The sequence below is a fragment of the Aeromicrobium sp. genome (assembly GCF_047607065.1).
In the GTDB taxonomy this organism is placed as follows: domain Bacteria; phylum Actinomycetota; class Actinomycetes; order Propionibacteriales; family Nocardioidaceae; genus Aeromicrobium.
In genome coordinates this window covers 58255-81602 of record NZ_JASGDU010000047.1, presented here as the reverse complement: position 1 = coordinate 81602, position 23348 = coordinate 58255, and the positions used below count along the sequence as shown (strand labels likewise).

Genomic DNA, 23348 nt, shown 5'->3' with positions numbered 1-23348 from the left:
TTGGAGTAACCATGCCCACCCCCACCAAGGGTCCCCGCCTCGGCGGTAGCCCCGCGCACCAGCGGTTGATCCTGGCCAACCTGGCTCAGTCGCTGTTCGAGCACGGCAAGATCACGACGACCGAGGCCAAGGCCCGCCGTCTGCGTCCGTACGCCGAGCAGCTCATCACGAAGGCCAGGAACGACACGGTGGCCAACCGCCGGCAGGTCGTCAAGGTCATTCGTGACAAGAGCGTCCTGCACACGCTGTTCACCGAGATCGGCCCGGCCATGGCCACCCGTCCCGGCGGCTACACGCGCATCACGAAGATCGGTCCGCGCAAGGGCGACAACGCGCCCATGGCCGTGATCGAGATCGTCGAGGCGAAGGAGTTCGGCGCGCAGAACCAGACGCCGAAGGCGAAGGCCGCCGAGAAGGCTCCGGTCGAGGAGCCGGTCGTCGAGGAGAGCGCCGAAGAGGTCGTCACCGAGGCGGCCCCCGAGGCCGAGGCGGCCGACACTGCCGAGGAGACCCCGGCCGAGGACTGATCCTCACTCGTTCGAGATCGAAGCGCCCGTCACCCCTTCGCAGGTGGCGGGCGCTTCGCCGTCCTGACCGGCCCGCGCTCGCCCCTTGAGCGGCGTGTTAGAGATTCCGCAGATAGGCGGAGCCGGTCATTGAGGTGTGAGCTTGCGAGCCTCGAAAGGACCCTTCTGTGGCAGGCTTTGAGGCTCGCTCGTTCCTCGCTCGCACCTCAGCCAGCGGACCTATCTGCGGAACCTCTTAGGCGTGTATCGGGGCTGCCGATAGGCCTCGCACGCACCGCCCGAGCGGCGGGTGCGTAGGATGCGGAGGCCTGTGGCCGGTGCCCTCCAGCGGTACGGCTCTGACGGTCATCGAGACCGACCACGGCATCGTCCTGCTGACGCGCGATCAGCTGCGCGAGTGGGTGCGCCGCGATCTCGACGGACTCGACCTCGTGGGCGAACTGCTGGCCGACCGCCGCGCCGCCGCTGTGGACGCCGCGTGAACGTTTTCGACGCATCGGCGCTGCTGTCCTTCCCGCTGAGCATCGAGCCGGTGACGGTCGAGGATGCCGAACTGGCCGCTCGGCTGTGGTCGGACACGCCGGGGCTGTCACTGGGTGATCGTCTGTGCCTCGCGCTCGGCGGCCGGCTGGATGCGGTGGTCTGGACGGCAGACAGGGCGTGCGGCACCTCAGCACGCAACTGCCAGATTCGCTGACCGAGGTGGGTCGACATGGCGACGAACCCGCGCGAAGCCGTCTCCTTCCACGGCTGCTGAGAACTCCGAGGATTTTTCCCCGCAAGCGGGAGGTGCCCCTGGCCTCAGTGCTGTCAGGGTGAAATGCTCAGGTGGCGCGGCGGGTGCGCAGGATGCGGAAGCCTTTGGCGCTGGCGAGGCGTTCGGTCGGCCGTCCTTGGTCGGTGAGCCAGCGTTGGAGTGAGTCGGCGCCGAGGTTCTTACCGACGATCATGGTCAGGGTGCCGTCGTCGCTGAGCCGGTCGAGCCAGTGCAACAACAGCGCGTGCAGCGCCTGTTTACCGATGCGGATGGGGGGATTGGACCAGATCGCGTCGAAGCGGAGGTCGTCGGGGACGTCCTCGGGCAGCGCGGTGCGCACGGTGAGACCGTGGCGCCGGGCATTGGCGGCGGTCAGCGCGAGGGCGCGTTCGTTGACGTCGACGGCCCACACCTCGGTGCCCGGCCAGCGCAGCCCGAGTGCGAGCGCGACCGGCCCCCAGCCGCAGCCGAGGTCGAGGACGCGCTGCGGCTCGGCATCATGCATGTGCTCCAGCAGGACTGCCGTGGCATGGTCGAGTCCGTCTCCGGAGAAGACGCCCGCCGCTGTGGTGACCGCCAACTCGCGCCCGGCGATCCGGACGGTCACTTCTCGGCGTCGATCCTCGACATCGGGGGTGGCAGAGAAGTAGTGGTCGGACACGCCCCGATTCTGTCAGCCATCCTGGTGGAGCGACGAGAGCGTCGGCGGGTCGTCGCGGCTACTCGTCTCGCCGCCGCCGGGCCTGAGAGACGCGCTCTGCCAGTTGCTCGTCGGGCGGGTAGACGACCTCCTCCAGCACCAGCCCGTGCGCCGGCATGACCTTGACCCGCGGATCGCGCACCCGCCCGGCGAGGATTTCGGCGGCGAACTCCGGCGTATACCGCCGCTCGCCGACGGCGACGAGACATCCCATGAGCGAGCGCACCATCGAATGACAGAAGGCGTCGGCACGGACCGTGGTGGCAATGGTCTCGCCGCCGCGCATCGTACGCAGCGCCAGGAGGGTGCGGACGGTCGTGGCACCCTCGCGCTTCTTGCAGAACGCGGCGAAGTCGTGTTCGCCGAGCAGGTGTTCGGCCGCCTCGTTCATCAGGTCGACGGTCAGCGGCCGCGGCTGGGCGACGATCATCCCGCGAGCCAGGGGGTCGGGACCGGCCGGATGATCGGTCATACGGTAGACGTAGCGGCGCTCGAGCGCCGCGAAACGCGCATCGAAGTCGGGGTGTGCCTCGGTGACCGACTTGATCCGGATATCACCGGGCACCAACCGCCGTAACCGCCGTTCGAGGACTCCCGGATGGGTGTCGAGGTCGACGTGGACGACCTGCCCGCGCGCATGCACGCCGGCGTCGGTGCGGCCCGCGCAGACCACCTGCGGCGGTTCGGGCAGCCGCAGCACGGTGGCCAGGGCCTTCTCCAACTCTCCCTGCACAGTGCGCAAACCGGGCTGGACGGCCCACCCGGAGAAGTCGCCGCCGTCGTAGGCCAAGTCGATACGCAGTCGCACCCCCTCACCGTATCGCCGCCCGCCGACCCCGGCGCGACACCTCAGGAGCCGAAGGCCCGGTCCCTGAGGCGCGACGAGGACCGAGGAGCCTCGAAGGGACCTATCTCAGGCCCCCGTAGCGCGCGCTCAGGCCCAGCGCTGGGCGGCGGGGGTGAAGTCGAGGGTGCGGCCGCCGGTGTAGATCTGCTTCGGCCGGGCGATCTTCTGCTCCGGGTCGTCGACCAGCTCCAGCCACTGCGCCAGCCAGCCCGACGTCCGCGGGATCGCGAACAGCACCGTGAACATCTCCGGCGGGAACTGCAGCGCCTCGTAGATGAGACCCGAGTAGAAGTCGACGTTCGGGTAGAGCTTGCGCTTGACGAAGTACTCGTCCTCCAGTGCGATCTTCTCCAGCTCCTGCGCGACCTCCAGCAGCGGGTTGACCCCGGTGACCGCGAAGACGTCGTCACAGGCCTTCTTGATGATCTTCGCGCGCGGATCGTAGTTCTTGTAGACCCGGTGACCGAAGCCCATGAGGCGTTCTTCGCCGTTCTTGACCCCGGTGATGAAGTCGGCGACGTTCTCCTTGGTCTTGATCCGCTTGAGCATGCGCAGGACGGCCTCGTTCGCACCGCCGTGCAGCGGGCCGTAGAGGGCCGCGATGCCCGCGCTGACCGCCGAGTACGGGTCAACCTGGCTGGAGCCGACCGAACGCACCGCATTGGTCGAACAGTTCTGCTCGTGATCGGCGTGCAGGATGAACAGCACTTCCAACGCCTTGACCAGGCGCGGGTCGGCCGCGTACTTCAACTCGCTCATCTTGAAGAGCATCGACAGGAAGTTCTCGGTGTAACTCAGTTCGTTGTCGGGGTAGACGTACGGCTTGCCCTGCGCGTGCCGGAACGACCAGGCACCGAGCGTGGGCATCTTGGCGATCAGGCGCACGATCTGCGCCATGCGGATCTCCGGGTCCTTGATGTTGCGCGCCTCGGGGTAGAAGGTCGACAGCGCGCCGACGCTCGACAGCAGCTGACCCATCGGGTGTGCGTCGTAGCGGAAGCCCTGCATGAGGCCCTTGAGGTTCTCATGGACGAAGGTGTGGAAGGTGATGTCGTGGACCCACTGTTCGTGCTGGGCCTGCGTGGGAAGTTCGCCGTTGACTAGCAGGTAGGCGACCTCCAGATAGGTCGAACTCTCGGCCAACTGCTCGATGGGATAGCCGCGGTACTCCAAGATGCCCTTGTCGCCATCGATGTAGGTGACGGCGCTGCGCGTGGACGCGGTGTTGGTGAAGCCCGGATCGTAGACCGCCAGGCCGGGGGAGTCGTCGCCCTTGCCGATCTGTCCCACATCGGTGGCGCGGATCGCGCCGTCGGTGATGGGGATCTCGTATTCGGCACCGGTGCGGTTGTCGCGGACGGTCAAGGTGTTGTTCTCGGTCACGATGGGTCTCCTGTGACGTACGACGTGTGCGGAGCGCCGGGGGTGTGGCACCGTTGACAGCAACCTAGCCGCCCCCGGCCCCATCGCGGGTGCCGGGGGCGCGGATCGTTCACATCCTGAGGCCGCCGCGGCTCGGGGGCTGGTGGGCCGTTTTGACCGCAGCGGGTGCGGGCGGCTAGGCTAGCGAGTCGTTGTGCCCTGCGATTTCCCACGCGGACACAACCACCATAGATCTCCGTTCGGGGCAGCGTCCCCGATCAGCCACTCGAGAACGAGAAGAATAGGTCACGCCGTGCGTACGTTCAGCCCCAAGCCCGCTGACATCACCCGTCAGTGGCATGTGATTGATGCCGAGGATGTCGTCCTGGGCCGTCTGGCCGTCGAAGCGGCCACGCTCCTGCGGGGCAAGCACAAGCCGACCTACGCGCCGCACGTCGACGGCGGTGACTTCGTCATCATCGTCAACGCCGAGAAGGTGGCCCTGTCCGGTGCTAAGCGCACCGACAAGCAGGTCTACCGCCACAGCGGTTACCCCGGCGGCCTCAAGCAGATCGCCTATGGCGACCTGCTCGACAAGGACGCGCGCAAGGCCATCGAGAAGTCGGTCCGCGGCATGCTGCCGAAGAACCGTCTCGGCCGGGCGCAGATCTCGAAGCTGAAGGTGTACGCGGGTCCCACCCATCCGCACGCCGCCCAGAAGCCCCAGCCGTTCGAGATCACGCAGATCTCCCAGTGAGCACCAGGAAGCAGAACATCGTGGCCGACACCACCACTGACGTCGAGTTCGAGACGAACGCCGAGGGCGTCGCCTACACCTCCGAGTCGAGCGGCATCTCCGCCTCGGCCACCGACCGCCCGGCCCTCGTGGCCCCCGGCGCGGCTACCGGCCGCCGCAAGGAGGCCGTCGCCCGCGTGCGCATCGTCCCGGGCACCGGCCAGTGGACGGTCAACGGCAAGCCGCTGGAGGAGTACCTCCCCAACAAGCTGCACCAGCAGATCGCCAAGGAGGCGCTCGCGGCCACCGGCCTGGAGGACTCCTTCGACGTGATCGCCCGCGTCACCGGCGGCGGCATGACCGGTCAGGCCGGCGCGCTGCGTCTCGGCGTGGCCCGTGCGCTCAACGGCATCGACGTCGAGGCGAACCGTCCGGTCCTCAAGAAGGCCGGCCTGCTGACCCGCGACGCGCGCATCAAGGAGCGCAAGAAGGCCGGTCTCAAGAAGGCCCGCAAGGCTCCGCAGTACAGCAAGCGCTGATCCGGGCGTGGGTCGGGTCTTCGGAACCGACGGGGTTCGGGGTCTGGCCAATCGGGACCTGACCGCCGAACTCGCCGTCGACCTCGCGGTCGCGGCCGCCCAGGTTCTCGGTCGGCGCGAGGTCGGCTCCGGCCGGCCGACGGCTGTTGTCGCTCGTGACACCCGCGTCTCCGGGGAGTTCTTGGAGGCTGCGGTGGTGGCCGGGCTGGCGTCGGCGGGTGTCGACGTCCACCGGCTCGGGATCGTGCCGACGCCGGGCTGCGCCTACCTGACCGATCACCTGAACGCCGATCTGGGCGTGATGATCTCGGCGAGTCACAACCCGATGCCCGACAACGGCATCAAGTTCCTCGCTCGTGGCGGACGCAAACTCGACGACGCCGTTGAGCGGCAGATCGAGGATCGCCTCGGCGAGCCGTGGCGGGAGCGTCCGACGGGTGCCGACGTGGGCCGCGTCGGCGAGAGCCGGGTCGGGCTGGCCGAGTACGTCCGTCATCTGGTCGCCTCGGCACCGTCGCGGCTGGACGGCCTCAAGGTCGTGCTCGACTGCGCCCACGGGGCCGCCTACGAATCCGGTCCGGCGGCCTTCGCCGAGTTGGGTGCCGAGGTCGTCACCATCAACGCCTCGCCCGACGGCACCAACATCAACGCCGACTGCGGATCGACCCACCTGGGCGGCCTGCAGGCGGCCGTGGTCGAGCACGGGGCGGCCGTGGGGTTCGCCTTCGACGGCGACGCCGACCGCTGCCTGGCGGTCGACGCCAGTGGGCAGGCCGTCGACGGGGATCAGATCCTCGCCGTGCTCGCGCTCGCGCTGAGCGAGGCCGGGTCGCTGAAGGACGACACCGTGGTCGTCACGCAGATGAGCAACCTGGGCTTCGTGCAGGCGATGGAACGCGCGGGTATCACCTGCGTCCAGACCGCCGTGGGCGACCGCTACGTGCTGGAGGCGATGCGAGCCGGGGGCTTCTCGCTCGGCGGGGAGCAGTCCGGTCACGTCATCGTCGCCGATCGCGCCACGACCGGTGACGGCGTGCTGGCGGCGATCCAGGTGGCCGCGCGCATGGTGCAGACCGGCCGTTCGATGGCCGACCTCGCCGCAGTGATGACGCGACTGCCGCAGGTGCTCGTCAATGTGCCCGGCGTCGACAAGACGCGCACCGACACCGACCCGGCCGTGCACGGCGCGGTGGCGGCGGCCTCGGCGGCGCTGGCCGGCTGCGGGCGGATCCTGCTGCGCCCCTCCGGCACCGAGCCGCTGGTCCGCGTCATGGTCGAGGCCCCGACTGAGGACGAGGCCCAGAAGGTCGCCGACGACCTCGCCCACATCGTCCAGGCCCACCTCGCGCTGTAAGAACGCGTGCCAATAGGACCCGCTGGCTGAGGTGGTCCCTTCGAGGCCGCTCGTTCCTCGCGGCACCTCAGGGACCGGGGCAGGTCCCTGAGGTGCGAGCGGAGCGAGCCTCGAAGGGACACCCCACGAGGGTCAGAGTTTGCGCAGGCGGATCCACTTGACGGAGTGATCGGCGTCCTTGCGCAGGACCAGATCGGCCCGCCCGCGCGTGGTGGTGATGTTCTCGCGCAGATTCGGCCAGTTGATGGTGTCCCACAAGAGTTCCGCGCGCGTCAGCGCCTCGGTGTCGCTCAACTCGCTGTAGCGATGGAAGTACGAGTGCGGGTCGGCGAAGGCCGTGCGGCGCAAGGTCAAGAAGCGGTCGATGTACCAGCGCTTGATGTCGCGGTTGGCGGCATCGACGTAGAGCGTGAAGTCGAAGAAATCGCTGATCGCCAGGCCTGGGCTGCCATCCCCGCGTGAGCGCGCCGGTGCCAGCACGTTGAGGCCCTCCACGATGACGATATCGGGCCGGTGCAGCGTCACAACCTCGTCGGTCACGTCGTAGGTCAGGTGCGAGTAGACCGGTGCCTCGACCACCTCGGCACCGGACTTGACGTTCATAATGAACCGCAGCAGCCCCTTGCGGTCGTACGACTCCGGGAAGCCCTTGCGGTCGAACATGCCGCGGCGCTCCAACTCGGAGTTCGGGAGCAGGAAGCCGTCGGTGGTCACGAGTTCGACTTTCGGCTTCTCCGGGGCGTGCGCGAGCAACTCGCGGATCAGCCGCGCCGTGGTCGACTTGCCGACCGCCACCGACCCGCCGACCCCGATGACATATGGCGTGCGCTGCGGCTGCGGATTGCCGAGGAACTTCTCGGTCGCCCGGTACAGCCCCGCCGCCGCGCGAATGCGCATCGTCATCAACTCGGTCAGCGGGAGGTAGACCTGGCGGACCTCCTCCAGGTCGAGTTCCTCGCCCAGCCCGCGGATGCGTTCGATCTCGGCGGCCGACAGCGGCAGGGGAGCCTCCCCGGCGAGTTCGGCCCATGCCTTGCGCTCCAACTCCACGTAGGGCGACAGCTCGCGGGACATGCGCACCATTGTCGCGGCACGAGGTCTACCCGGCGCAGTCGGTACCCTGAAGCCCATGTGCGGAATCGTCGGATACGTCGGCCAGCGCTCGGCCGTCGATGTCGTCATGGGCGGCCTGCGGCGCCTGGAGTACCGCGGCTACGACTCCGGCGGCGTTGCCGTGGTCGCCGGCGGCGGCATCGTCTCGGCCAAGAAGGCCGGCAAACTCGCCAACCTTGACGCCGTGCTGGCCGAGCATCCGCTGCCCGCCGCCACGACCGGCATCGGACACACGCGCTGGGCGACGCACGGCGGCCCGACCGACCGCAACGCCCACCCGCACCTGGACGACACCGGCCGCGTCGCCATCGTTCATAACGGGATCATCGAGAACTTCGCCGAGTTGCGCGCCGAGGTCGAGGACGCCGGTCACGAACTGGCCAGCGAGACCGATTCGGAGGTCGTCGCCTTCCTCGTCGCCGGCCGCCTCGCCGCCGGAGACGACCTGCCCGAGGCGGTGCGCGCGGTCTGCCGCCGCCTCGAGGGGGCCTTCACCCTGGTCATCTGCGAGGCCGGCAGCCCTGGCGTCGTCGTCGGCGCGCGCCGCAACTCGCCGCTCGTCGTGGGCCGCGGCGAGGGCGAGAACTTCCTCGGCTCCGACGTCGCGGCGTTCATCGAGTACACCCGTGAGGCCGTCGAACTCGGCCAGGACCAGGTCGTCGTCATCACTCCCGACGACATCGTCGTCACGGACTTCGACGGGGTACCCGCCGTGACCACGGCTTTCACCGTCGACTGGGATCTTTCGGCCGCCCAGAAGGACGGCTACGAGTGGTACATGCTCAAGGAGATCGCCGAGCAGCCCAAGGCCGTCGCCGACACCCTCCTGGGCCGCCACACCCCCGAGGGGCTGCTGCAACTCGACGAGATGCGGCTGTCCGACGACGAGTTGCGCGGGGTCGACAAGATCGTCGCCATCGCCTGCGGCACCTCCTACTACGCGGCGATGGTCGCCAAGTACGCCATCGAGCACTGGACCCGCATCCCCGTCGAGGTCGAACTGGCCAGCGAGTTCCGCTACCGCGACCCCATCCTCGATCAGTCGACGCTCGTGGTCACGATCAGCCAGTCCGGCGAGACGATGGACACGCTCATGGCGATCCGGTACGCCCGCCAGCAGCGCGCCCGCGTGCTCAGCATCTGCAACACCAACGGCTCGACTATCCCGCGTGAGTCCGATGCGGTCATCTACACGCACGCGGGGCCGGAGATCGCCGTCGCCTCGACCAAGGCTTTCCTCGCGCAGGTCGTCGCCTGCTACCTGCTCGGGTTGTACCTCGCGCAGGTCAAAGGGGCAAAGTTCGGCGACGAGATCGCGCGCATCCTCGACGACCTCGTCGCGACCCCGGCGGCCATCCAGCGCATGCTCGACGAGGCCGGCACGGTGCGCGACATCGCCCAGGCGCTCTCCGGGGCGTCGTCGTTCATCTTCCTCGGCCGCCATGTGGGCTATCCGGTGGCGCTGGAGGGCGCGCTCAAGCTCAAGGAGCTGGCCTACCTGCATGCCGAGGGCTTCGCGGCCGGTGAACTCAAGCACGGTCCCATCGCGGTGATCGAGGAGGGCACGCCGGTCTTCGTCGTGGTGCCTCCGGCGGGTCCGGGCGAGGTGCACGAGAAGGTCGTCAGCAACATCCAGGAGGTGCGGGCGCGGGGGGCACGGACCATCGTGCTGGCCGAGGACGGCGACGAATCGGTCGTGCCGTTCGCTGACCACCTGATCCGGCTGCCGCAGGTGCCGACGCTGTTGCAGCCGCTCGTGGCGATGGTGCCGCTGCAGATCTTCGCCTGCGAGTACGCCACGGCGCTCGGCCACGACGTCGACCAGCCGCGCAACCTCGCCAAGAGTGTCACGGTCGAATAGAGCGCGCGCCGAACCGGGTCGTTGAGGTGCGAGGAGCTTGCGACGAGCCTCGAAATGACCCAGACAGCGGCTCGTTGTTTGGGGTCCCTTCGAGGCTCGGGCGCGGGGCGCCCTCGCACCTCAGGGACCAGGCTGGCGGGTCCCTTGGAGGTGTGAAGCGAAGCGAGCATCGAAGGGACGTAACCTGACGCACATGAGCGTGCGTGGGATCGGCGTCGACGTGGTGGACATTGAGCGCTTCGCCGTGTCGCTGGAGCGCACCCCCAGCCTGCGCCAGCGGCTCCTGACCCCCGCCGAGGCGGAACTGAGCATCGAATCAATGGCGGGCCGCTTCGCTGCCAAAGAGGCCTTCGTCAAGGCGCTGCGTGCGCCGGCGGGACTGTCGTGGACCGACATCGAGGTGGTCACCGACGACCGGGGTGCGCCGTCCTTCGAGCTGACCGGTCCGGCGCGTGCGCGCGTGCGCGACCTCGGCATCACGGCGCTGCACCTGTCGATCTCCCACGACGGCCCGGTCGCCACCGCCTTCGTCGTCGCCGAGGCGGGCTGACGGTGCGTGCCGCGCACGACGTCGCGGCGATCCGTGCTGCGGAGGCTGCGGTTGCCGCCGAGACCGGCTGGGACGCCCTGATGCAGGCCGCCGCCGACGCCCTCGCCGGTGTCCTGCTCGACCGGCTGCCGCCCGGTCAGACGCCGGTCTTCCTCGTCGGTCCCGGCAACAACGGCGGCGACGCGCTGTACGCCGCAGCCCGGCTGTGCGAGCGTGGCCGCGAGGTCGATGTGTGCCTCCTCGATCCCGACCGCTCCCACCCCGGAGGACTCGCCGCCGCACGCGCCGCAGGGGCCAGGGAGGTCGCCGAACCGCACGGGCATGCGAGTGTCGTGGACGGACTGTTCGGCATCGGTGCCCGCCCCGGCCTCGGCACCGGACGTGCCGCCGACTGGGCCGCCTGGCAGGCCGACGCTAGGCCGTACACCGTCGCGGTCGATGTCCCGTCCGGCATCGGCGTCGACGATGGGACGGCTCCCGGCCCGCACTTCGTCGCCGACCACACCGTCACCTTCGGTGCCCTCAAGCCCGGCCTCCTGCTCGGCCCCGCCGCCGACCTCGCGGGCGCCGTCGAGGTCGCCGACATCGGGATGGGCCGACACCTGGGCGAACCGGCCGTCGAGGCGCTGACCGCAGACGATCACGCCCTGCTCGCCCCGGCCGTGCCGCGCGGCGACGCTCACAAGTACACGCGCGGAGTCCTCGGCATCCGCGCCGGATCGCCGGCCTATCCGGGCGCGGCGCGGCTGTGCGTGGCCGGTGCCCAGGCGGGTCCGGCCGGCTACGGGCGTTTCGTCGGCGACCCCGAGGTGACCCGGAGTGTGATTGACCACGCCCCGGAAATCGTGCCCGGCACGGGCCGCGTGCAGGCCTGGGTGGTTGGTCCCGGCGGCGGTGAGGACGTCGGCGACCACCTCGCGGCGGCGCTCGCCGACGGGGTGCCGACTGTCGTCGACGCCGCTGCGCTGCACCCTTCGAGGCTCGCTGACGCTCGCACCTCAGGGAGCGTGTGGGTCTTCACCCCTCACGCAGGCGAACTCGCGGCCATGCTCGGCCTCGACCGTCAGCAGGTCGAGGCGGACCCGTGGCGGCATGCGCGAGAAGCCGCACAGCGCTGGCAGGCGACGGTCCTGCTCAAGGGGCGGCGCACCCTGATCGTCACACCCGGGCAGACGACGCGCGTCAACCTCTCGGGCACCGCCTGGCTCGGTACGGCAGGATCGGGCGATGTGCTCTCCGGATTCCTCGGGTCGCTGCTGGCCGCAGGCCTGGTGCCCCACGACGCTGCCGCCGTGGCCGCCTTCCTGCACGGGGCTGCGGGGGTCCGCGCCAATCCGGGCGGACCGGTGAGTGCCTCGGGCGTGGCCGCCGCGTTGCCTGCGGTCGTCGCGGACTTCCTCGCCGGCCGCCTGAGCGGGGAGCGGGACTGGTGAGCGCGCCCCTCCAGGCCGAGGCGTACGTCGATCTGGCCGCCTACCGTGCCAACATCCGCACCCTCGCCGCGCTGGCCCCGGACGCGCGGTTCCTGGCGGTCGTCAAGGCGAACGCCTACGGACACGGCTCGGTGACGATGGCCCGCGCCGCGCGCCAGGCGGGAGCCGACTGGCTCGGCGTGGCCACCCTCGACGAGGCCCTGGCGCTGCGGCGCGCCGGCGACGAGGGTCCGCTGCTGTGCTGGCTGGCCGCCCCCGGAGCCGACTTCGCCGCCGCGGCCCGGCACGACATCGAGGTGACGGCTTCCTCGGCCGACCAGCTCGCCGAGATCCTCGCCGCCTCGTCGGTGCCGCGCATCCAGCTCAAGGTCGACACCGGCCTGGGCCGCAACGGTGCCTTCGGCGACCAGTGGACCGAACTGGTGGCGGCCGTCCGGGACTCGCGCACGCGCCTCAGCGGGGTCTGGTCCCATTTCGCCTGCGCCGACGAGCCGGGACACCCCGCCAACGACGCCCAGGAAGCCCGCTTCGGCGAGGCCGTCGCCGAACTCGAGGACGCCGGGATCGACCCCGGCCTGCGGCACCTGGCCAACTCTGCGGCGCTGATGACCCGGCCGAGCGCCCACCTCGACCTCGTGCGCGCGGGCATCGCCACCTACGGTCTCCCGCCCGACCCGGACATGTCGGCCCACCCCGGCACGCCCCGCATCGACCTGACGCCGGTGATGACCCTGCGCGTCCGGCTGGCGGCCGTCAAGCGAGTCTCGGCCGGGCAGGGCGTCTCCTACGGCCACCGCTACGTCACCGACCGCGAGACCACCCTCGCCCTGGTGCCGGCCGGCTACGGCGAGGGCCTACACCGCGCGGCGGGGGGACGGGCGCAGGCCTGGTTCGCCGGGCGGCGCGTGCCGGTCGTCGGGACGATCTGCATGGACCAGATGGTCGTCGACCTCGGCGACCTGCCCGCCGAGCGCGGCGACGTGCTCACCCTGTTCGGGTCCGGCGCGGCCGGCGAGCCGACCGCCGTCGACTGGGCGGCGGCCTCTGGCACCATCGCCTACGAGGTCGTTACCGCGCTGGGCGGCCGGATCGGATACACCTACGGAGAGGGGCCGCCATGAGACGGTTGACGACTGCGGCGCTCACGGCGGGCGCTTTCGTCGGTGCCGGCCTGGCCGCATCGGCGGTCCGCCACCGGCGCATCACCGCGCGCCGTGAGCACCTGCCGGGCGACACCCCCTTCGGGTCGGTGCGCTCGACGGGGCACACCGTCATCGCCGCCGACGGCACGCCGTTGCACGTCGAGGTCGAGGAGCCGGCGGCCGGCGACCGGCGCGGCCCGACCATCGTCTTCGTCCACGGCTGGATGTGCGACCAGGACACCTGGCACTTCCAGCGACTTGCTCTGCGCGGTCGCGCCCGCATGGTCTTCATCGACCAGCGCGGACACGGCGCGTCCGGGGCCACCACCGCCGAGAACTCCTCACTGGCGCACCTGGCCGACGACCTGGCCAGGGTCATCGCCGAGCACGGTCGCGGCCGCGTCGTCCTGGTCGGGCATTCGATGGGCGGCATGGCGATCATGCAGTTGGCCGCTGACCACCCGCAGCTGTTCGGCGGAACCGTGGTCGGGGTCGTCCTCGTCGGCACCAGCGCCGGCAAGCTCATGCGCGGCAAGCCGGTGCTGGAGCGGCTGGGCGGCGTGGTGCGCGCCGCCGGACCGGTGCTCGACTGGGGCCGCAGTTTCAACAGCACCTCGCTCGTCCGCCGGTGGGCGGTCGGCCCGGACGCCGACCCGCGTGCCGTGGCGATGTGTGACGAGATGATCGCGCGGGCGCCGACACGCCTCCTCGTGGACTTCTACCCGAACTTCCCGTCCCTGGACCTGTTCGAGGCGCTGCGGACGCTCGCCGACGTGCCGGTCACGGTGTTGTGCGGCACCGACGACCTGTTGACCCCGGCGAAGCACAGCCGGCGGCTCGCCGAGGCCATCGAGGGTGCGCGGCTCGTGCTCGTGCCCGGTGCCGGACACATGGTGATGCTCGAACAGCCCGAACCGGTCGACGCTGCCGTCACCGCCCTCGTCGACCGGCTGCGGTGAGGGGCGCTCTGATGCCCGCGCTCGACGTCACCGAGGCCCGCCCCGAGCACGCGGAGGCCGTCGCCGACATCATCTGCCGGTCCTTCGCCGCCCGGCCGGTGCTGGATCCGCCGTCCACGGCCACCGAGGAGACCGCCGATTCGGTGCGCGCGGCGCTGGAGAGCGCCGGAGGACTGATCGTCGAGCGTCGCGGCCGGCCTATGGGTGCGCTGCTGTTCGACGAGTCCAGGCCCGGCCTGCTCGGCCTGCGACGGGTCTCGGTCGATCCGCAGATCCAGGCGCGCGGGGTCGCCTCGGCGATGGTCGGGGTGGCCGAGGACATCGCCGAGGAGCGCGGCAAGGACGGCCTCTGGCTGCACGTGCGCGCCGAGCTGCCCGACACGGTGCGCTTCTGGGAGCGTCGGCGCTACGTGCCCATCGGCGGCGACGGCACGCTGCTGGAGTTCGGCAAGACCCTGTGGCTCGCTCGGGAGCTGCCGACGGCCGAGGACACCCAGGCGCTGGCCGGCCGGCTGGCCGCACTGTTGCGCGCCGGCGACCTGCTGGTGCTCTCCGGCGGCCTCGGTGCGGGCAAGACGACCTTCACCCAGGGACTCGCCGACGGCCTGGGCGTTCGAGGCCCGGTCACCTCGCCGACCTTCGTCATCGCGCGCAGCCACCCCTCGCTCGTCGGCGGTCCATCGCTGGTGCATGTCGACGCCTACCGGCTGGGATCGGCCGCCGAGCTCGACGACCTCGACTTGGACGCCTCCGTGGACGAGGCGGTCACGGTCGTCGAATGGGGGGAGGGACTGGCCGAGCAACTGGCACCGAACCGGCTGCACATCAGCCTGGAACGGCGGCGTGCCGCGCCGGGCGATCCGCTGGGGACGGCGGTGGCCGCCGACGAGCCGGGCGACGAGGACGACATGCGGGTCGTGACCATCCGGCCTCACGGGCCGCGCTGGGTCGGCGTGCCGCTGCGGTCCACGCTGCTGGGGACGTGCTGATTTGTAGGTCGATGCCGCTCATTGAGGTGCGAGCTTGCGAGCCTCGAAATGACCCATCCACCGCAAGCGGCCTCACACCTCAGGGACCGGCTCGCAAGCTCGCGCCTCAGCGACCGGGTCCGCCTCCTGTCGCGTAGGCTCGCGGGGTGCTGCTGCTCGCCTTCGACACCGCGACGCCAGCGGTGACCGTCGCCGTCCACGACGGGACCCGGCTGCTGGCCGCCTCGACGAGCGAAGGTGCGACTGCGCACGGCGAACGGCTGGCCCCCGCGATCCGCGAGGCCCTGACCGAGGCGGGAGCGGACCCCGCCGACCTGACTGACATCGCCGTCGGCGTGGGGCCGGGGCCGTTCACTGGCCTGCGGGTCGGTGTCGTCACCGCCTTGACTCTCGCCTCGACGCTCGGCATCGGAGCACACGGCATCTGCACCCTCGACACCCTCGCCGCCGAGGCTGTAGCCGCCGGTGGTCCGGGCGAGGAGTTCCTCGTCGCCACCGACGCGCGTCGCCGCGAGGTCTACTGGGCGCGTTACGACGCGGCCGGGGCACGCCTGGACGGCCCCGATGTGGCTGTCCCGGCCGACCTCGCCGCTCGCTTCCCCGGCCGCCCGGTGATCGGGCGAGGTGCCGACCTGTACGCCGATCTCCTTGGCCCCTCCCGCGGGCCGCGCGATCCGTCGGCTGCGGCCCTGGCGAGCGCGGTCGCAGGCGGATCGGCCGCGCTCCTGCCCGTCGAACCGCTGTACCTGCGACGCCCCGACGCGGTGCCCCTCGATCAGCGATGAATCTGGTGATCCGTCCCGGCTCGGATGCCGACGTCGATGCGCTCGCAGACCTGGAGGCGGTTTGCTTCGCGTCGGGGTGGAGCGCTGCCTTAGTACGGGACGAACTGGTGAACCGCACGGTGCTGGTAGCAGTCCGCGATGGTTCCGTGCCGTCCGGTTGGGCGAGCGTGGCGGTGACCGGTGACACGGCAGACCTGCTGCGGATCGCTGTTGACCCGGCCGCCCGGCGTGAGGGCGTCGCACGGGCGCTCCTGGGCGAGGTGCGGCGGAAAGCACGGGAGGCCGGCGCTGAAAGGATGCTGCTGGAGGTCGCCGAGGACAACGCGGCCGCTCGCGCGCTGTACGCGACCGCCGGGTTCGCCGAGATTCACCGGCGGCGCGGCTACTACCCCGGCGGAACCGACGCCCTGGTCTACGAACGGCGGCTGTCGTGAGCGCGATCATGGACGGCATCGGCTCGTGGTCGTGGGTTCTCACTGTGCGAACGTCCGAAGACCGCGCCGCCGACATCACGAGATAGGCGTCCCCGTCGTGTAATACGACTTCCATGCCAAGGGCATTCGCTCGATGGCCGGTTTCTTGCCCCCGCCTAGGCGGATCAGCGCGTCCATCGACGTCACATGTCGTATCTCACGACCGTTCCCTTGATAGATCTCGTCTCCACCGTCGAACTGGAGGAACGTCCCTGCCACATCGGGCGCTCCGATACCGATATAGGAAACCGTTGCGGCCGACCACGGCAGCAGCGTCAGGTCGCGGTCGCCATTGAGCTGCCGCAGTCGATCAGAACTGCGAATATGGTGCAATTGGCCGGCGTCGATGATGTAGACCTCCGGCTTGCCGGGTATCTGCACGAAGAAGGGAGCAGACACCTGGGTCGAAGAGATCGAAAGAGGGGCGCACGCTGCCTGCGGCAACTGCACCGCAGCGAAGCCCGTTGGCCCAGCCCCCGAGATAGGCCATGCTTGACCACCAGCGATCAGAAGATCACGCCCGTCACAGGTGATGACGGGACTCAGGGAACCCGTAAGCGTGCTGTTCTTCGCCAATGTGCCGTCAGAGACCACGATGCGCTGGGTCGCCCCCAATTCTGCGGCCAGGCCGAACGAGGGAATATGCAGCAGGCCCGAGTCGCCCAGCGTGAGATAGACCTCGGCTCGTGAGGTTTCGCGCACCAGGGTATTCGGCTCGAGGATCGCTGGTCCTGTCGTGAACGTGGCGGCAAGGGCGGCTGAGATCGGGAGGACGTACGGGTTCTTGCCGGTCGCCGCCGTCGCATAGGCTCGCATCGTCGTGACGTATTGGCGGGTGCCGTCGTTCAAGAAGTAGATCTCGGGTCCGTCTTCTATGCGGAAGAAGTTCCCTGCTTCTGGCCCGGTGGTGAAAGCGTCCGACTGGCTCGGACTCAGATCGACGTAGGTGTCGAAGCCGTAACCGTAGTCCGCCAAGGTCGCCGCGTCGGGGAATCGATGTTTGGCCCCATCGATTCCCACCATGGAGATCACTCCGTCTCTGGGATCGCGCACCAGGCGTGTCGCGGGCCGGCCCGTCGTCAAGGAGCTGAGGTAACTCGCCGGAACGGACTTGACCGACCCGAGCCGCGACGTGAAGACCCGTAGGTCCGCGTACGCCGTGATGTGGTGTTTGGACGTTCCCACCACTAACCAGATCTCCGCTTGGCCAGGTACTTGAACGATGGAGGACACGGACTGCGTGTTGCCGAACCAATCGACGAAGTACTGGTAGAAGTTCCGGTTGCCGTACGAGGAGCACGCATCTCCGGTGCCGTAACCGGCGTTTAGTGCTGCTTGGTTCGGCTGGTACGGGGTGTAGTAGTAGAGGCCCGCCGTGGCCTTGTTCTCGATGAGGACCGATCCGCTGCCGCAAGCCGTATTGGGGTGATAGCGGACCTGGTTGACCTGCCCGACCTTGATCCAGGTGTAACTTCCGCTGTTGGCGTAGCGCTGGAACTGCCGCGCCGCGCTGTAGACCTGGTTGCCGAAGCCGTAGTAGGTCGAGTCACAGGCGGTGGTGTCGGGACAGGCGAACCCCATGGCCTTCTGGTAGGCGGTGGCCGTCGGGTTGGTGCGGGTCACGAGACTCTGCTCCTTTTGGAGCATGACCAGAAGGACTTGCGGATTGATGCCGCAGGAGTTGGCGACACGGTAGATGATGCGCGCCGCAGACTCAGATCCTGACGCAGGATAACCTGCGCAGAACTGGTCGCTCGACTTCGACGGCACGGTGTCCACGTAGTTCTTCAGGCACATGGAACCCGAGCAGGCGCTCCCCTTTTGGTTGAGAAACGCCTGTATGTCACTCTCGTTCATCGTCCACGCGCTGAAGAAGACCTCGTCGCTGATGATGTTGCCCGCCCGGAACTGGCTCAGGTCGGCGGCCTTCGCCTGCGGTGTCGGGGACGTCACAACGGTGGCCAGACACACGATGATCCCGACCGCGAGGACGAGCGTCTTGGGGTGACGATGCCACGCGCTGAGAAGCATGCGGCCAGTATGGACTACGGTGCTTCGAATGGCCTGGTCTTGGCGGCTTCCTGCCGGGGGAACCGCAGCGAAGGGACCTGACAGGATGAGCCGGTGAGCGAACCCATCGTCCTCGGCATCGAGTCCTCGTGCGACGAGACGGGTGTCGGTATCGTGCGCGGCACCGATCTGCTGGCCCATGTCGTCTCCTCCAGCATGGACGAGCACGTGCGATTCGGCGGCATCGTGCCGGAGGTAGCGAGCCGGGCGCACCTGGAGGCCTTCGTCCCGACGCTCGACGGCGCGCTCGCCCAGGCCGGCATGAGTGTTGCGGATGTCGACGCCATCGCGGTCACAAGCGGCCCGGGCCTGACCGGGGCGCTGCTCGTGGGCGTGGCCGCCGCGAAGGCGCTCGCGCTGGCGCACGACAAGCCGCTGTACGGACTCAACCATCTCGCCGCGCACGTCGCGGTCGACCAGTTGGAGCACGGACGCTTCGACCGCCGGGTCGTGGCCCTGCTGGCCAGCGGCGGGCATTCGGAGATCCTGCTCGTCGACGACATCGCCTGTGACATCACGCTGCTCGGCCAGACCATCGACGATGCCGCAGGGGAGGCCTTCGACAAGGTCGCCCGGCTGTTGGGCCTGCCCTATCCCGGCGGTCCGCACATCGACCGGGTCGCGGCCGGCGGTGATCCGGCGGCGGTGGCCTTCCCGCGCGGGCTCACGGCCGCCCGCGACCGTGAGCGGCACCGTTGGAACTTCTCGTTCTCGGGCCTCAAGAGCGCCGTCGCTCGTCATGTCCAGCGCGAGGAGCTGGCCGGCCGGCCGCTCGCGGTGGCCGATGTGGCGGCGTCTTTCCAGGACGCGGTCTGCGACGTGCTGACCGCCAAGGCCGTTGCGGCGTGCCGGGAACACGAGGTCGGCACGCTCGTCGTCGGCGGCGGGGTGGCGGCCAACTCGCGGCTGCGCTGGTACGCGCAGCGGCGCTGCGCCGAGGCCGGTATCGAGCTGCGGGTGCCGCGCCTGGGCCTGTGTACCGACAACGGGGCGATGGTCGCCGCGCTCGGTGCCGAGGTGGTCCGCCGGGGCTTGCCTCCGTCGCCGTTCGACCTGCCTGCGGACTCGGGCCTGCCCGTCACCTCGGTCGTGGCGTAGGCGTCCTCAGCCGGGGAGCGGGTGTCGCGCGAAGCGGACGATCCGGCCGGGCGCGGCCTGGGCGAGGAGATCGGTGTCGTGGTCGAGTAGGACGGCGATCACCGGGTAGCCGCCGGTGACCGGGTGGTCTGGGCCGAGCACGACCGGAAGGCCCGCCGAGGTGACCTGGATGCTGCCGCGCACGACCGGTTCGGAGGCCAGTTCCGCCGTGACCGCGCGCTCCAGCGCCGGGCCGTCCAGGCGCACGCCGATCCGGTCGCTGCGTTCGGACACCGTCCACGGCGTGCCGAAGAACATCGCGACGGCCTCCGGGGTGAACCAGTCGTCCCGAGGGCCGGGGACGGCACGGACGGTCAGGTCGCCGACGGCACCGAGCAGGAGCGGGCCGAGGTCGTCGGGCAGTGGCGACGGCGGCGCGGCGGGGGCCAGGCCGACCGGCAGCAGGTCGCCGGGGCGCACCGGCTCGGGACCCAGGCCGGCCAGCAGATCGCGGGAACGGGAACCGAGCACCGGAGCGCTCGCGATGCCCCCGGCCACGGCGAGCACGCGGCGCACGCCCACGGTGGCCGGCGACACCCCCAGGAACGCGCCGGCCCTCAGACGCAGCACGCGGCCGTGCGGACACGGACGGCCGTCGATGTCGAGCGGACCCGGTGCCCCGGTCACGACGAGGGTCACCGGGCGGGTGGCCCGCACGGTCAGCGCGCCGATCACCTCGAGCACCGCGTCGACGGGCCGGTTACCAAGGAGCGCGTTGGCCTGCCGCATCGCGGTGCGGTCGAAGGTGCCCGAGGGGGCGACGCCGAGGGCCGAGCGGCCGGGGCGGCCGAGATCCTCCACGAGCGTCACGCCGGTGACTTCGATGACCCGTAGGCTCATCGCCGGTCCTCGGCGAACCGCACGCGCAGGCACGGGCGCAGCAGTGCCGGCGGGTCGCGGTCGAGGTCCCACAGCACGGCCTCGGTGCGGCCGATCAACTGCCAGCCGCCCGGTGAGGCGCGCGGGTAGACGCCCGCATAGGGTCCGGCCAGCGCCACCGATCCTGCGGGGACGCGGGCGCGTGGGGTGCCCCGGCGCGGCACGTGCAGGCGCGGATCGCCGCCGGTGAGGTAGGCGAATCCGGGGGCGAACCCGGTGAACGCGACATCCCAGGCCGTGCCGGTGTGGGCGGCGATGACCTCGGTCTCGGTCAGGCCGGTGATCCGGGCGACCTCGGCGAGATCGGGGCCGTCGTAGACCACCGCGATGACGATTTCGCCGTCGCCGAGCGGGGCGACCGCGCCCGGTGTCGTCACGGCGACGAGGCGGCGCAGCGCCGGCGGATCGCCGCGCAGCAGGACCGTGGAGGCACCGAGCGTCGCCTCGGCCTGCGGAGCGAGGGCGGCATGCCAGGCGCGGGCCTCGCCGGGGTCGGCGCAGTCGAGCAGCAGCGCGGTGTCGCCGCAGGGCCGCAGTCTCACGCGAACGGCCCGAGGGCGAATCCTGCGGCCTCCAGCGCCTCGCGGACGGAGCGGGCCAGGCCGAGCGCGCCGGGCGAATCGCCGTGGACGCACAGCGAGTCGACGCCCGCAGCCAGGCGGACGGCCTGCGCCGCGACCACTCCGGGGTCGGTCAGCACGGCACCCGGTTCGGAGCGCGGGACCAGGGTCCCGTCGGGCCGGTAGGCGCGGTCGGCGAATCCTTCCACCGCGACGGGAAGCCCCTCGGCGCGCGCCAGTCGAAGCGATGCCGCCTGGGGCAGGCCCAGCAGCGGCAGCCCGTACGGTGCCACGGCCTCGACGACGACGCTCGCCTGGCGCTCGTCGGAGACGATGGTGTTGTAGAGCGCGCCGTGCGGTTTGACGTAGGCGAGCGGGGTTCCCGCAGCGTCGGCGATATCGGCCAGGAGGTCGATCTGCTCGCGCAGGCAGGTCAGCAGTTCGCCGCCCGGCGGATCGAGCCGGCGGCGGCCGAAGCCTTCGGGATCGGCGTAGCCGACCTGGGCACCGATGGTGACACCCCGCCGGGCGGCCCGCTCGCACGCCTTCACCATGAGGTCGACACCTCCGGCGTAGGCCCCGCAACAGACATTCGCACTGGTGGCGACGTCGAGCAGGGCGAGGTCCTCGGCGCTCTCGGCGACATCGGCGTTGAGATCGACCCGCATGGCCCGAGTCTAGGAGAGGGCCGCAGGCCTGCGGCTACTCGTGGCCGAAGACGCGCTTCATCACTGCTTGCACGTCGCGGTCCAGATGCTGAATCTGCCGGTTCAAGGTCTCGAAGCGTGCATTCATCTCGCCGCGTAGACCGCTGATTTCGCTATGCATTTCGCCGCGTAGACCGCCGATTTCGGCCCGCATCTCGCCGCGCAGTTCGCTGATTTCGGCCCGCATCTCACCACGCAAGCCGCTGATTTCGGCCTTGAGAACCCGGACGAACAACCCGGACACGACGGTGACCATAGCGAACATCGCCGTGCCGAAGACGCCGATGAGCGTCCAGACCTGTGGTTCGGACATGGAGATCACCTTCCTATTCTCTCCGTTCGAGGCGAACCTGTCACGCAGGGTGACGGGCGGCAAGGCCGGTGACGGGCGGCTGTGGACAACCGCCATGCGGGTCAGTTCTGGAGCGGGTCGACGAGGAAGGCCCGCCCGGCTCCGGCCACGCGGGTCAGGATCACCGTGGCCTGATGCGGTCCGTCGAGCCGCAGCCGCCGGATCAACTCCTCGGGCACGATTTGGACGCCGCGCTTCTTGACGGTGAGGGTGCCGATGCGGCGTTGCTGGAGGGCCGCGCGCAACTGCTTCTCGCGGAACGGCAGTTCGGCGACGACGGTGAAGCGCCGGGCCAGGGCGGTGGCGTCGCCGCGGTCGGCGCTGAGGTAGGCGATCTTCGCATCGGGCAGCCACCCGCCGAGTTCGGCGGCGAGTTCGGCGACGAGACCGGCGCGGATCACCGCGTCGTCCGGCTCGTACAGATAGGCCCCGACCTCCCCCGTGACGGCCGGTTCGTCGCGGTGGGCGAGGCTCGCCCCGGACGGCAGCAGCGTGGCGCGCCGCCGGGTCCGGGCGAAGGCCGAACCCCACAGGCAGCACTCCACGAGGTCGCCGCCGTCACTGACCCATTCGGCCTCGACGCCCTCGGGGATGTCGGCGTGCGCGAGGCCGGGCATGACTTTGGCGACCGCGCGCCCGGCCAGCAGGTCGCGCACCCAGGGCCACGGCGGCTGGAGGTCGGCGGTGCCGAACACCCGGCCGCGGCCGGTCCGGCGGGCCGGATCGACGAAAGCGGTCTCGCCGGCGCGCAGGGGAGTGTCGGTCGCGTCGCCGGTGATGACCTCGCCGTCGAGACTGAGCGCGCGCAGGTTGGCCGTAGCGATGGCGGCCCGGACCGGGTCGCGTTCGACGCCGCGCACGCGCAGGCCGGCGCGAGAGAAGGCGATGAGGTCCGCGCCGATGCCGCAGCCGAGGTCGAGGACCGCCTCCGTTCCTGACGCGGCGAGTCGCTGCGCCCGGTGGCCGGCGACCCGTCGCCGGGTCGCCTGTTCGAGGGCGTCGGGGGTGAAGTAGAGCCATGCGGCATCGGCCCCGAACTTGGCGGTGGCACGGGTGCGCAGGTTGTTCTGTGTCATCGCGGCGGCGACCAGATCGTGCGGATGAGTCTTGCGCAGGCGGGTCCCCAGGGCGAGGCGGTCGGTGCCGGGCGGCGCGGCGGCGATCTCGGCGAGCAGGTCCTGGCCGGGCGGCGTCAGCAGTCGCTCGAAGGTCTCCAGGTCCACGGCCCGACCCTAGCCATGCGCACGCGAGAACGAAGGCCGGTCCCTGCGATGGCGGGGTCCCTCGCCCTTCGAGGCTCGCTCGTTCCTCGCTCGCGCCTCAGGGACCGGACACTCCCGGTGGCTGAGGTGTGAGGCCGCTTGCGGCCGAACCTCGAAGCCACCCACCGGGCAGGTCCCTTCGAGGTTCCTCGTTCCTCGTCGCACCTCAGGGACCGGTCAGCGCCCCACCCCCGGCCAGGACGAGAAGCGGCAGGGTGAGGGTGCCCGCTTAGCACTCCTGTTGGGCGAGTGCC

General features: G+C 70.3%; 25 protein-coding genes. 15 read left to right on the top strand and 10 right to left on the bottom strand.

The window, feature by feature from the left end; all coding sequences use genetic code 11:
* Window positions 1-11: 11 nt before the first annotated feature.
* The 3 genes from rplQ (at window position 12) to QM597_RS07410 (ending at window position 1224) form a co-directional block, all read left to right on the top strand.
* Complete coding sequence (gene rplQ, locus QM597_RS07420) at window positions 12-527, top strand: 50S ribosomal protein L17 (RefSeq protein ID WP_415004233.1); 516 nt, start codon at window positions 12-14, stop codon at window positions 525-527.
* A 317-nt stretch (window positions 528-844) separates the two neighbouring features.
* Window positions 845-1009 (top strand): hypothetical protein, encoded by a 165-nt coding sequence (locus tag QM597_RS07415; protein ID WP_415004232.1) that lies wholly within the window; start codon window positions 845-847, stop codon window positions 1007-1009.
* The gene (locus tag QM597_RS07410) at window positions 1006-1224 is read left to right on the top strand and encodes a hypothetical protein (protein WP_415004231.1); all 219 of its coding nucleotides are present in this window, start codon (window positions 1006-1008) and stop codon (window positions 1222-1224) included. Before QM597_RS07415 ends, QM597_RS07410 begins: the two co-directional genes overlap by 4 nt.
* A gap of 127 nt (window positions 1225-1351) precedes the next feature.
* Here the strand turns inward: QM597_RS07410 and QM597_RS07405 are convergent, their stop codons facing one another.
* The 3 genes from QM597_RS07405 to QM597_RS07395 form a co-directional block, all read right to left on the bottom strand.
* Window positions 1352-1945, bottom strand: coding sequence for a class I SAM-dependent methyltransferase (locus QM597_RS07405; RefSeq protein ID WP_415004230.1), 594 nt, complete (start codon window positions 1943-1945; stop codon window positions 1352-1354).
* A gap of 58 nt (window positions 1946-2003) precedes the next feature.
* Window positions 2004-2792: a tRNA pseudouridine(38-40) synthase TruA gene (truA, locus tag QM597_RS07400; protein WP_415004229.1), complete on the bottom strand. Its 789-nt coding sequence runs from the start codon at window positions 2790-2792 to the stop codon at window positions 2004-2006.
* A gap of 126 nt (window positions 2793-2918) precedes the next feature.
* Window positions 2919-4214, bottom strand: coding sequence for a citrate synthase (locus QM597_RS07395; protein ID WP_415004228.1), 1296 nt, complete (start codon window positions 4212-4214; stop codon window positions 2919-2921).
* A gap of 292 nt (window positions 4215-4506) precedes the next feature.
* Here QM597_RS07395 and rplM point away from each other — a divergent pair, with 292 nt between their 5' ends.
* Genes rplM through glmM form a run of 3 tightly spaced genes read left to right on the top strand, consistent with a single transcriptional unit; the run spans window position 4507 to window position 6822 of the window.
* A complete protein-coding gene (rplM, locus tag QM597_RS07390) occupies window positions 4507-4950 on the top strand; it encodes a 50S ribosomal protein L13 (RefSeq protein WP_415004227.1) in 444 nt (147 codons plus the stop codon).
* 20 nt (window positions 4951-4970) lie between these two features.
* On the top strand, window positions 4971-5468 hold the full coding sequence (gene rpsI / locus QM597_RS07385) for a 30S ribosomal protein S9 (protein ID WP_415004249.1): 498 nt from the start codon (window positions 4971-4973) through the stop codon (window positions 5466-5468).
* Window positions 5469-5475: 7 nt separating this feature from the next.
* Window positions 5476-6822, top strand: a complete 1347-nt coding sequence (gene glmM, locus QM597_RS07380; protein WP_415004226.1) for a phosphoglucosamine mutase — start codon at window positions 5476-5478, stop codon at window positions 6820-6822.
* Between the two features lie 132 nt (window positions 6823-6954).
* Here glmM and coaA read toward each other — a convergent pair whose 3' ends face one another.
* A complete protein-coding gene (gene coaA / locus QM597_RS07375) occupies window positions 6955-7905 on the bottom strand; it encodes a type I pantothenate kinase (RefSeq protein WP_415004225.1) in 951 nt (316 codons plus the stop codon).
* A gap of 46 nt (window positions 7906-7951) precedes the next feature.
* Between coaA and glmS the strand changes: the two genes are divergently transcribed.
* The 8 genes from glmS to rimI all read left to right on the top strand — a co-directional run bounded on the left by glmS (window position 7952) and on the right by rimI (window position 16088).
* Window positions 7952-9796 (top strand): glutamine--fructose-6-phosphate transaminase (isomerizing), encoded by a 1845-nt coding sequence (gene glmS / locus QM597_RS07370; RefSeq protein ID WP_415004224.1) that lies wholly within the window; start codon window positions 7952-7954, stop codon window positions 9794-9796.
* A 193-nt stretch (window positions 9797-9989) separates the two neighbouring features.
* Window positions 9990-10346 carry a holo-ACP synthase gene (locus QM597_RS07365; protein WP_415004223.1) on the top strand — a complete coding sequence of 119 codons (357 nt, stop codon included), beginning with the start codon at window positions 9990-9992 and terminating at the stop codon, window positions 10344-10346.
* Between the two features lie 2 nt (window positions 10347-10348).
* Entirely contained in the window at window positions 10349-11779 is a 1431-nt protein-coding gene (locus QM597_RS07360) for a bifunctional ADP-dependent NAD(P)H-hydrate dehydratase/NAD(P)H-hydrate epimerase (protein ID WP_415004222.1), read from the top strand.
* On the top strand, window positions 11776-12900 hold the full coding sequence (gene alr / locus QM597_RS07355) for an alanine racemase (RefSeq protein ID WP_415004221.1): 1125 nt from the start codon (window positions 11776-11778) through the stop codon (window positions 12898-12900). The genes QM597_RS07360 and alr overlap by 4 nt, the downstream gene beginning before the upstream one ends.
* Window positions 12897-13880: an alpha/beta fold hydrolase gene (locus QM597_RS07350; RefSeq protein ID WP_415004220.1), complete on the top strand. Its 984-nt coding sequence runs from the start codon at window positions 12897-12899 to the stop codon at window positions 13878-13880. Before alr ends, QM597_RS07350 begins: the two co-directional genes overlap by 4 nt.
* An 11-nt stretch (window positions 13881-13891) precedes the next feature.
* Window positions 13892-14869: a tRNA (adenosine(37)-N6)-threonylcarbamoyltransferase complex ATPase subunit type 1 TsaE gene (gene tsaE / locus QM597_RS07345; RefSeq protein WP_415004219.1), complete on the top strand. Its 978-nt coding sequence runs from the start codon at window positions 13892-13894 to the stop codon at window positions 14867-14869.
* Between the two features lie 146 nt (window positions 14870-15015).
* Entirely contained in the window at window positions 15016-15654 is a 639-nt protein-coding gene (gene tsaB / locus QM597_RS07340; RefSeq protein ID WP_415004218.1) for a tRNA (adenosine(37)-N6)-threonylcarbamoyltransferase complex dimerization subunit type 1 TsaB, read from the top strand.
* Window positions 15651-16088 carry a ribosomal protein S18-alanine N-acetyltransferase gene (rimI, locus tag QM597_RS07335; RefSeq protein WP_415004217.1) on the top strand — a complete coding sequence of 146 codons (438 nt, stop codon included), beginning with the start codon at window positions 15651-15653 and terminating at the stop codon, window positions 16086-16088. Before tsaB ends, rimI begins: the two co-directional genes overlap by 4 nt.
* 75 nt (window positions 16089-16163) lie before the next feature.
* Here the strand turns inward: rimI and QM597_RS07330 are convergent, their stop codons facing one another.
* On the bottom strand, window positions 16164-18158 hold the full coding sequence (locus QM597_RS07330) for a hypothetical protein (RefSeq protein WP_415004216.1): 1995 nt from the start codon (window positions 18156-18158) through the stop codon (window positions 16164-16166).
* Between the two features lie 93 nt (window positions 18159-18251).
* Here QM597_RS07330 and tsaD point away from each other — a divergent pair, with 93 nt between their 5' ends.
* Window positions 18252-19295 (top strand): tRNA (adenosine(37)-N6)-threonylcarbamoyltransferase complex transferase subunit TsaD, encoded by a 1044-nt coding sequence (gene tsaD, locus QM597_RS07325; RefSeq protein WP_415004215.1) that lies wholly within the window; start codon window positions 18252-18254, stop codon window positions 19293-19295.
* A gap of 6 nt (window positions 19296-19301) precedes the next feature.
* On the opposite strand, the gene QM597_RS07320 is transcribed toward tsaD, so the two are convergent.
* The 5 genes from QM597_RS07320 to QM597_RS07300 form a co-directional block, all read right to left on the bottom strand.
* Window positions 19302-20174 (bottom strand): biotin-dependent carboxyltransferase family protein, encoded by an 873-nt coding sequence (locus QM597_RS07320; protein ID WP_415004214.1) that lies wholly within the window; start codon window positions 20172-20174, stop codon window positions 19302-19304.
* On the bottom strand, window positions 20171-20755 hold the full coding sequence (locus tag QM597_RS07315) for a 5-oxoprolinase subunit B family protein (RefSeq protein ID WP_415004213.1): 585 nt from the start codon (window positions 20753-20755) through the stop codon (window positions 20171-20173). Before QM597_RS07315 ends, QM597_RS07320 begins: the two co-directional genes overlap by 4 nt.
* Window positions 20752-21441 carry a LamB/YcsF family protein gene (locus QM597_RS07310; protein WP_415004212.1) on the bottom strand — a complete coding sequence of 230 codons (690 nt, stop codon included), beginning with the start codon at window positions 21439-21441 and terminating at the stop codon, window positions 20752-20754. Before QM597_RS07310 ends, QM597_RS07315 begins: the two co-directional genes overlap by 4 nt.
* Before the next feature lie 34 nt (window positions 21442-21475).
* Window positions 21476-21793: a hypothetical protein gene (locus QM597_RS07305; RefSeq protein WP_415004211.1), complete on the bottom strand. Its 318-nt coding sequence runs from the start codon at window positions 21791-21793 to the stop codon at window positions 21476-21478.
* 101 nt (window positions 21794-21894) lie between these two features.
* Window positions 21895-23055, bottom strand: a complete 1161-nt coding sequence (locus QM597_RS07300) for a THUMP-like domain-containing protein (RefSeq protein ID WP_415004210.1) — start codon at window positions 23053-23055, stop codon at window positions 21895-21897.
* Window positions 23056-23348 lie beyond the last annotated feature (293 nt).

Coding starts and splice junctions, on each gene's coding strand:
- QM597_RS07330 (WP_415004216.1), bottom strand. CDS start 18,158: ATGCTTCTCAGCGCGTGGCATCGTCACCCCAAGACGCTCGTCCTCGCG.
- QM597_RS07365 (WP_415004223.1), top strand. CDS start 9,990: ATGAGCGTGCGTGGGATCGGCGTCGACGTGGTGGACATTGAGCGCTTC.
- QM597_RS07350 (WP_415004220.1), top strand. CDS start 12,897: ATGAGACGGTTGACGACTGCGGCGCTCACGGCGGGCGCTTTCGTCGGT.
- QM597_RS07320 (WP_415004214.1), bottom strand. CDS start 20,174: ATGAGCCTACGGGTCATCGAAGTCACCGGCGTGACGCTCGTGGAGGAT.
- rplQ (WP_415004233.1), top strand. CDS start 12: ATGCCCACCCCCACCAAGGGTCCCCGCCTCGGCGGTAGCCCCGCGCAC.
- QM597_RS07310 (WP_415004212.1), bottom strand. CDS start 21,441: ATGCGGGTCGATCTCAACGCCGATGTCGCCGAGAGCGCCGAGGACCTC.
- glmS (WP_415004224.1), top strand. CDS start 7,952: ATGTGCGGAATCGTCGGATACGTCGGCCAGCGCTCGGCCGTCGATGTC.
- tsaE (WP_415004219.1), top strand. CDS start 13,892: ATGCCCGCGCTCGACGTCACCGAGGCCCGCCCCGAGCACGCGGAGGCC.
- coaA (WP_415004225.1), bottom strand. CDS start 7,905: ATGGTGCGCATGTCCCGCGAGCTGTCGCCCTACGTGGAGTTGGAGCGC.
- rimI (WP_415004217.1), top strand. CDS start 15,651: ATGAATCTGGTGATCCGTCCCGGCTCGGATGCCGACGTCGATGCGCTC.
- QM597_RS07305 (WP_415004211.1), bottom strand. CDS start 21,793: ATGTCCGAACCACAGGTCTGGACGCTCATCGGCGTCTTCGGCACGGCG.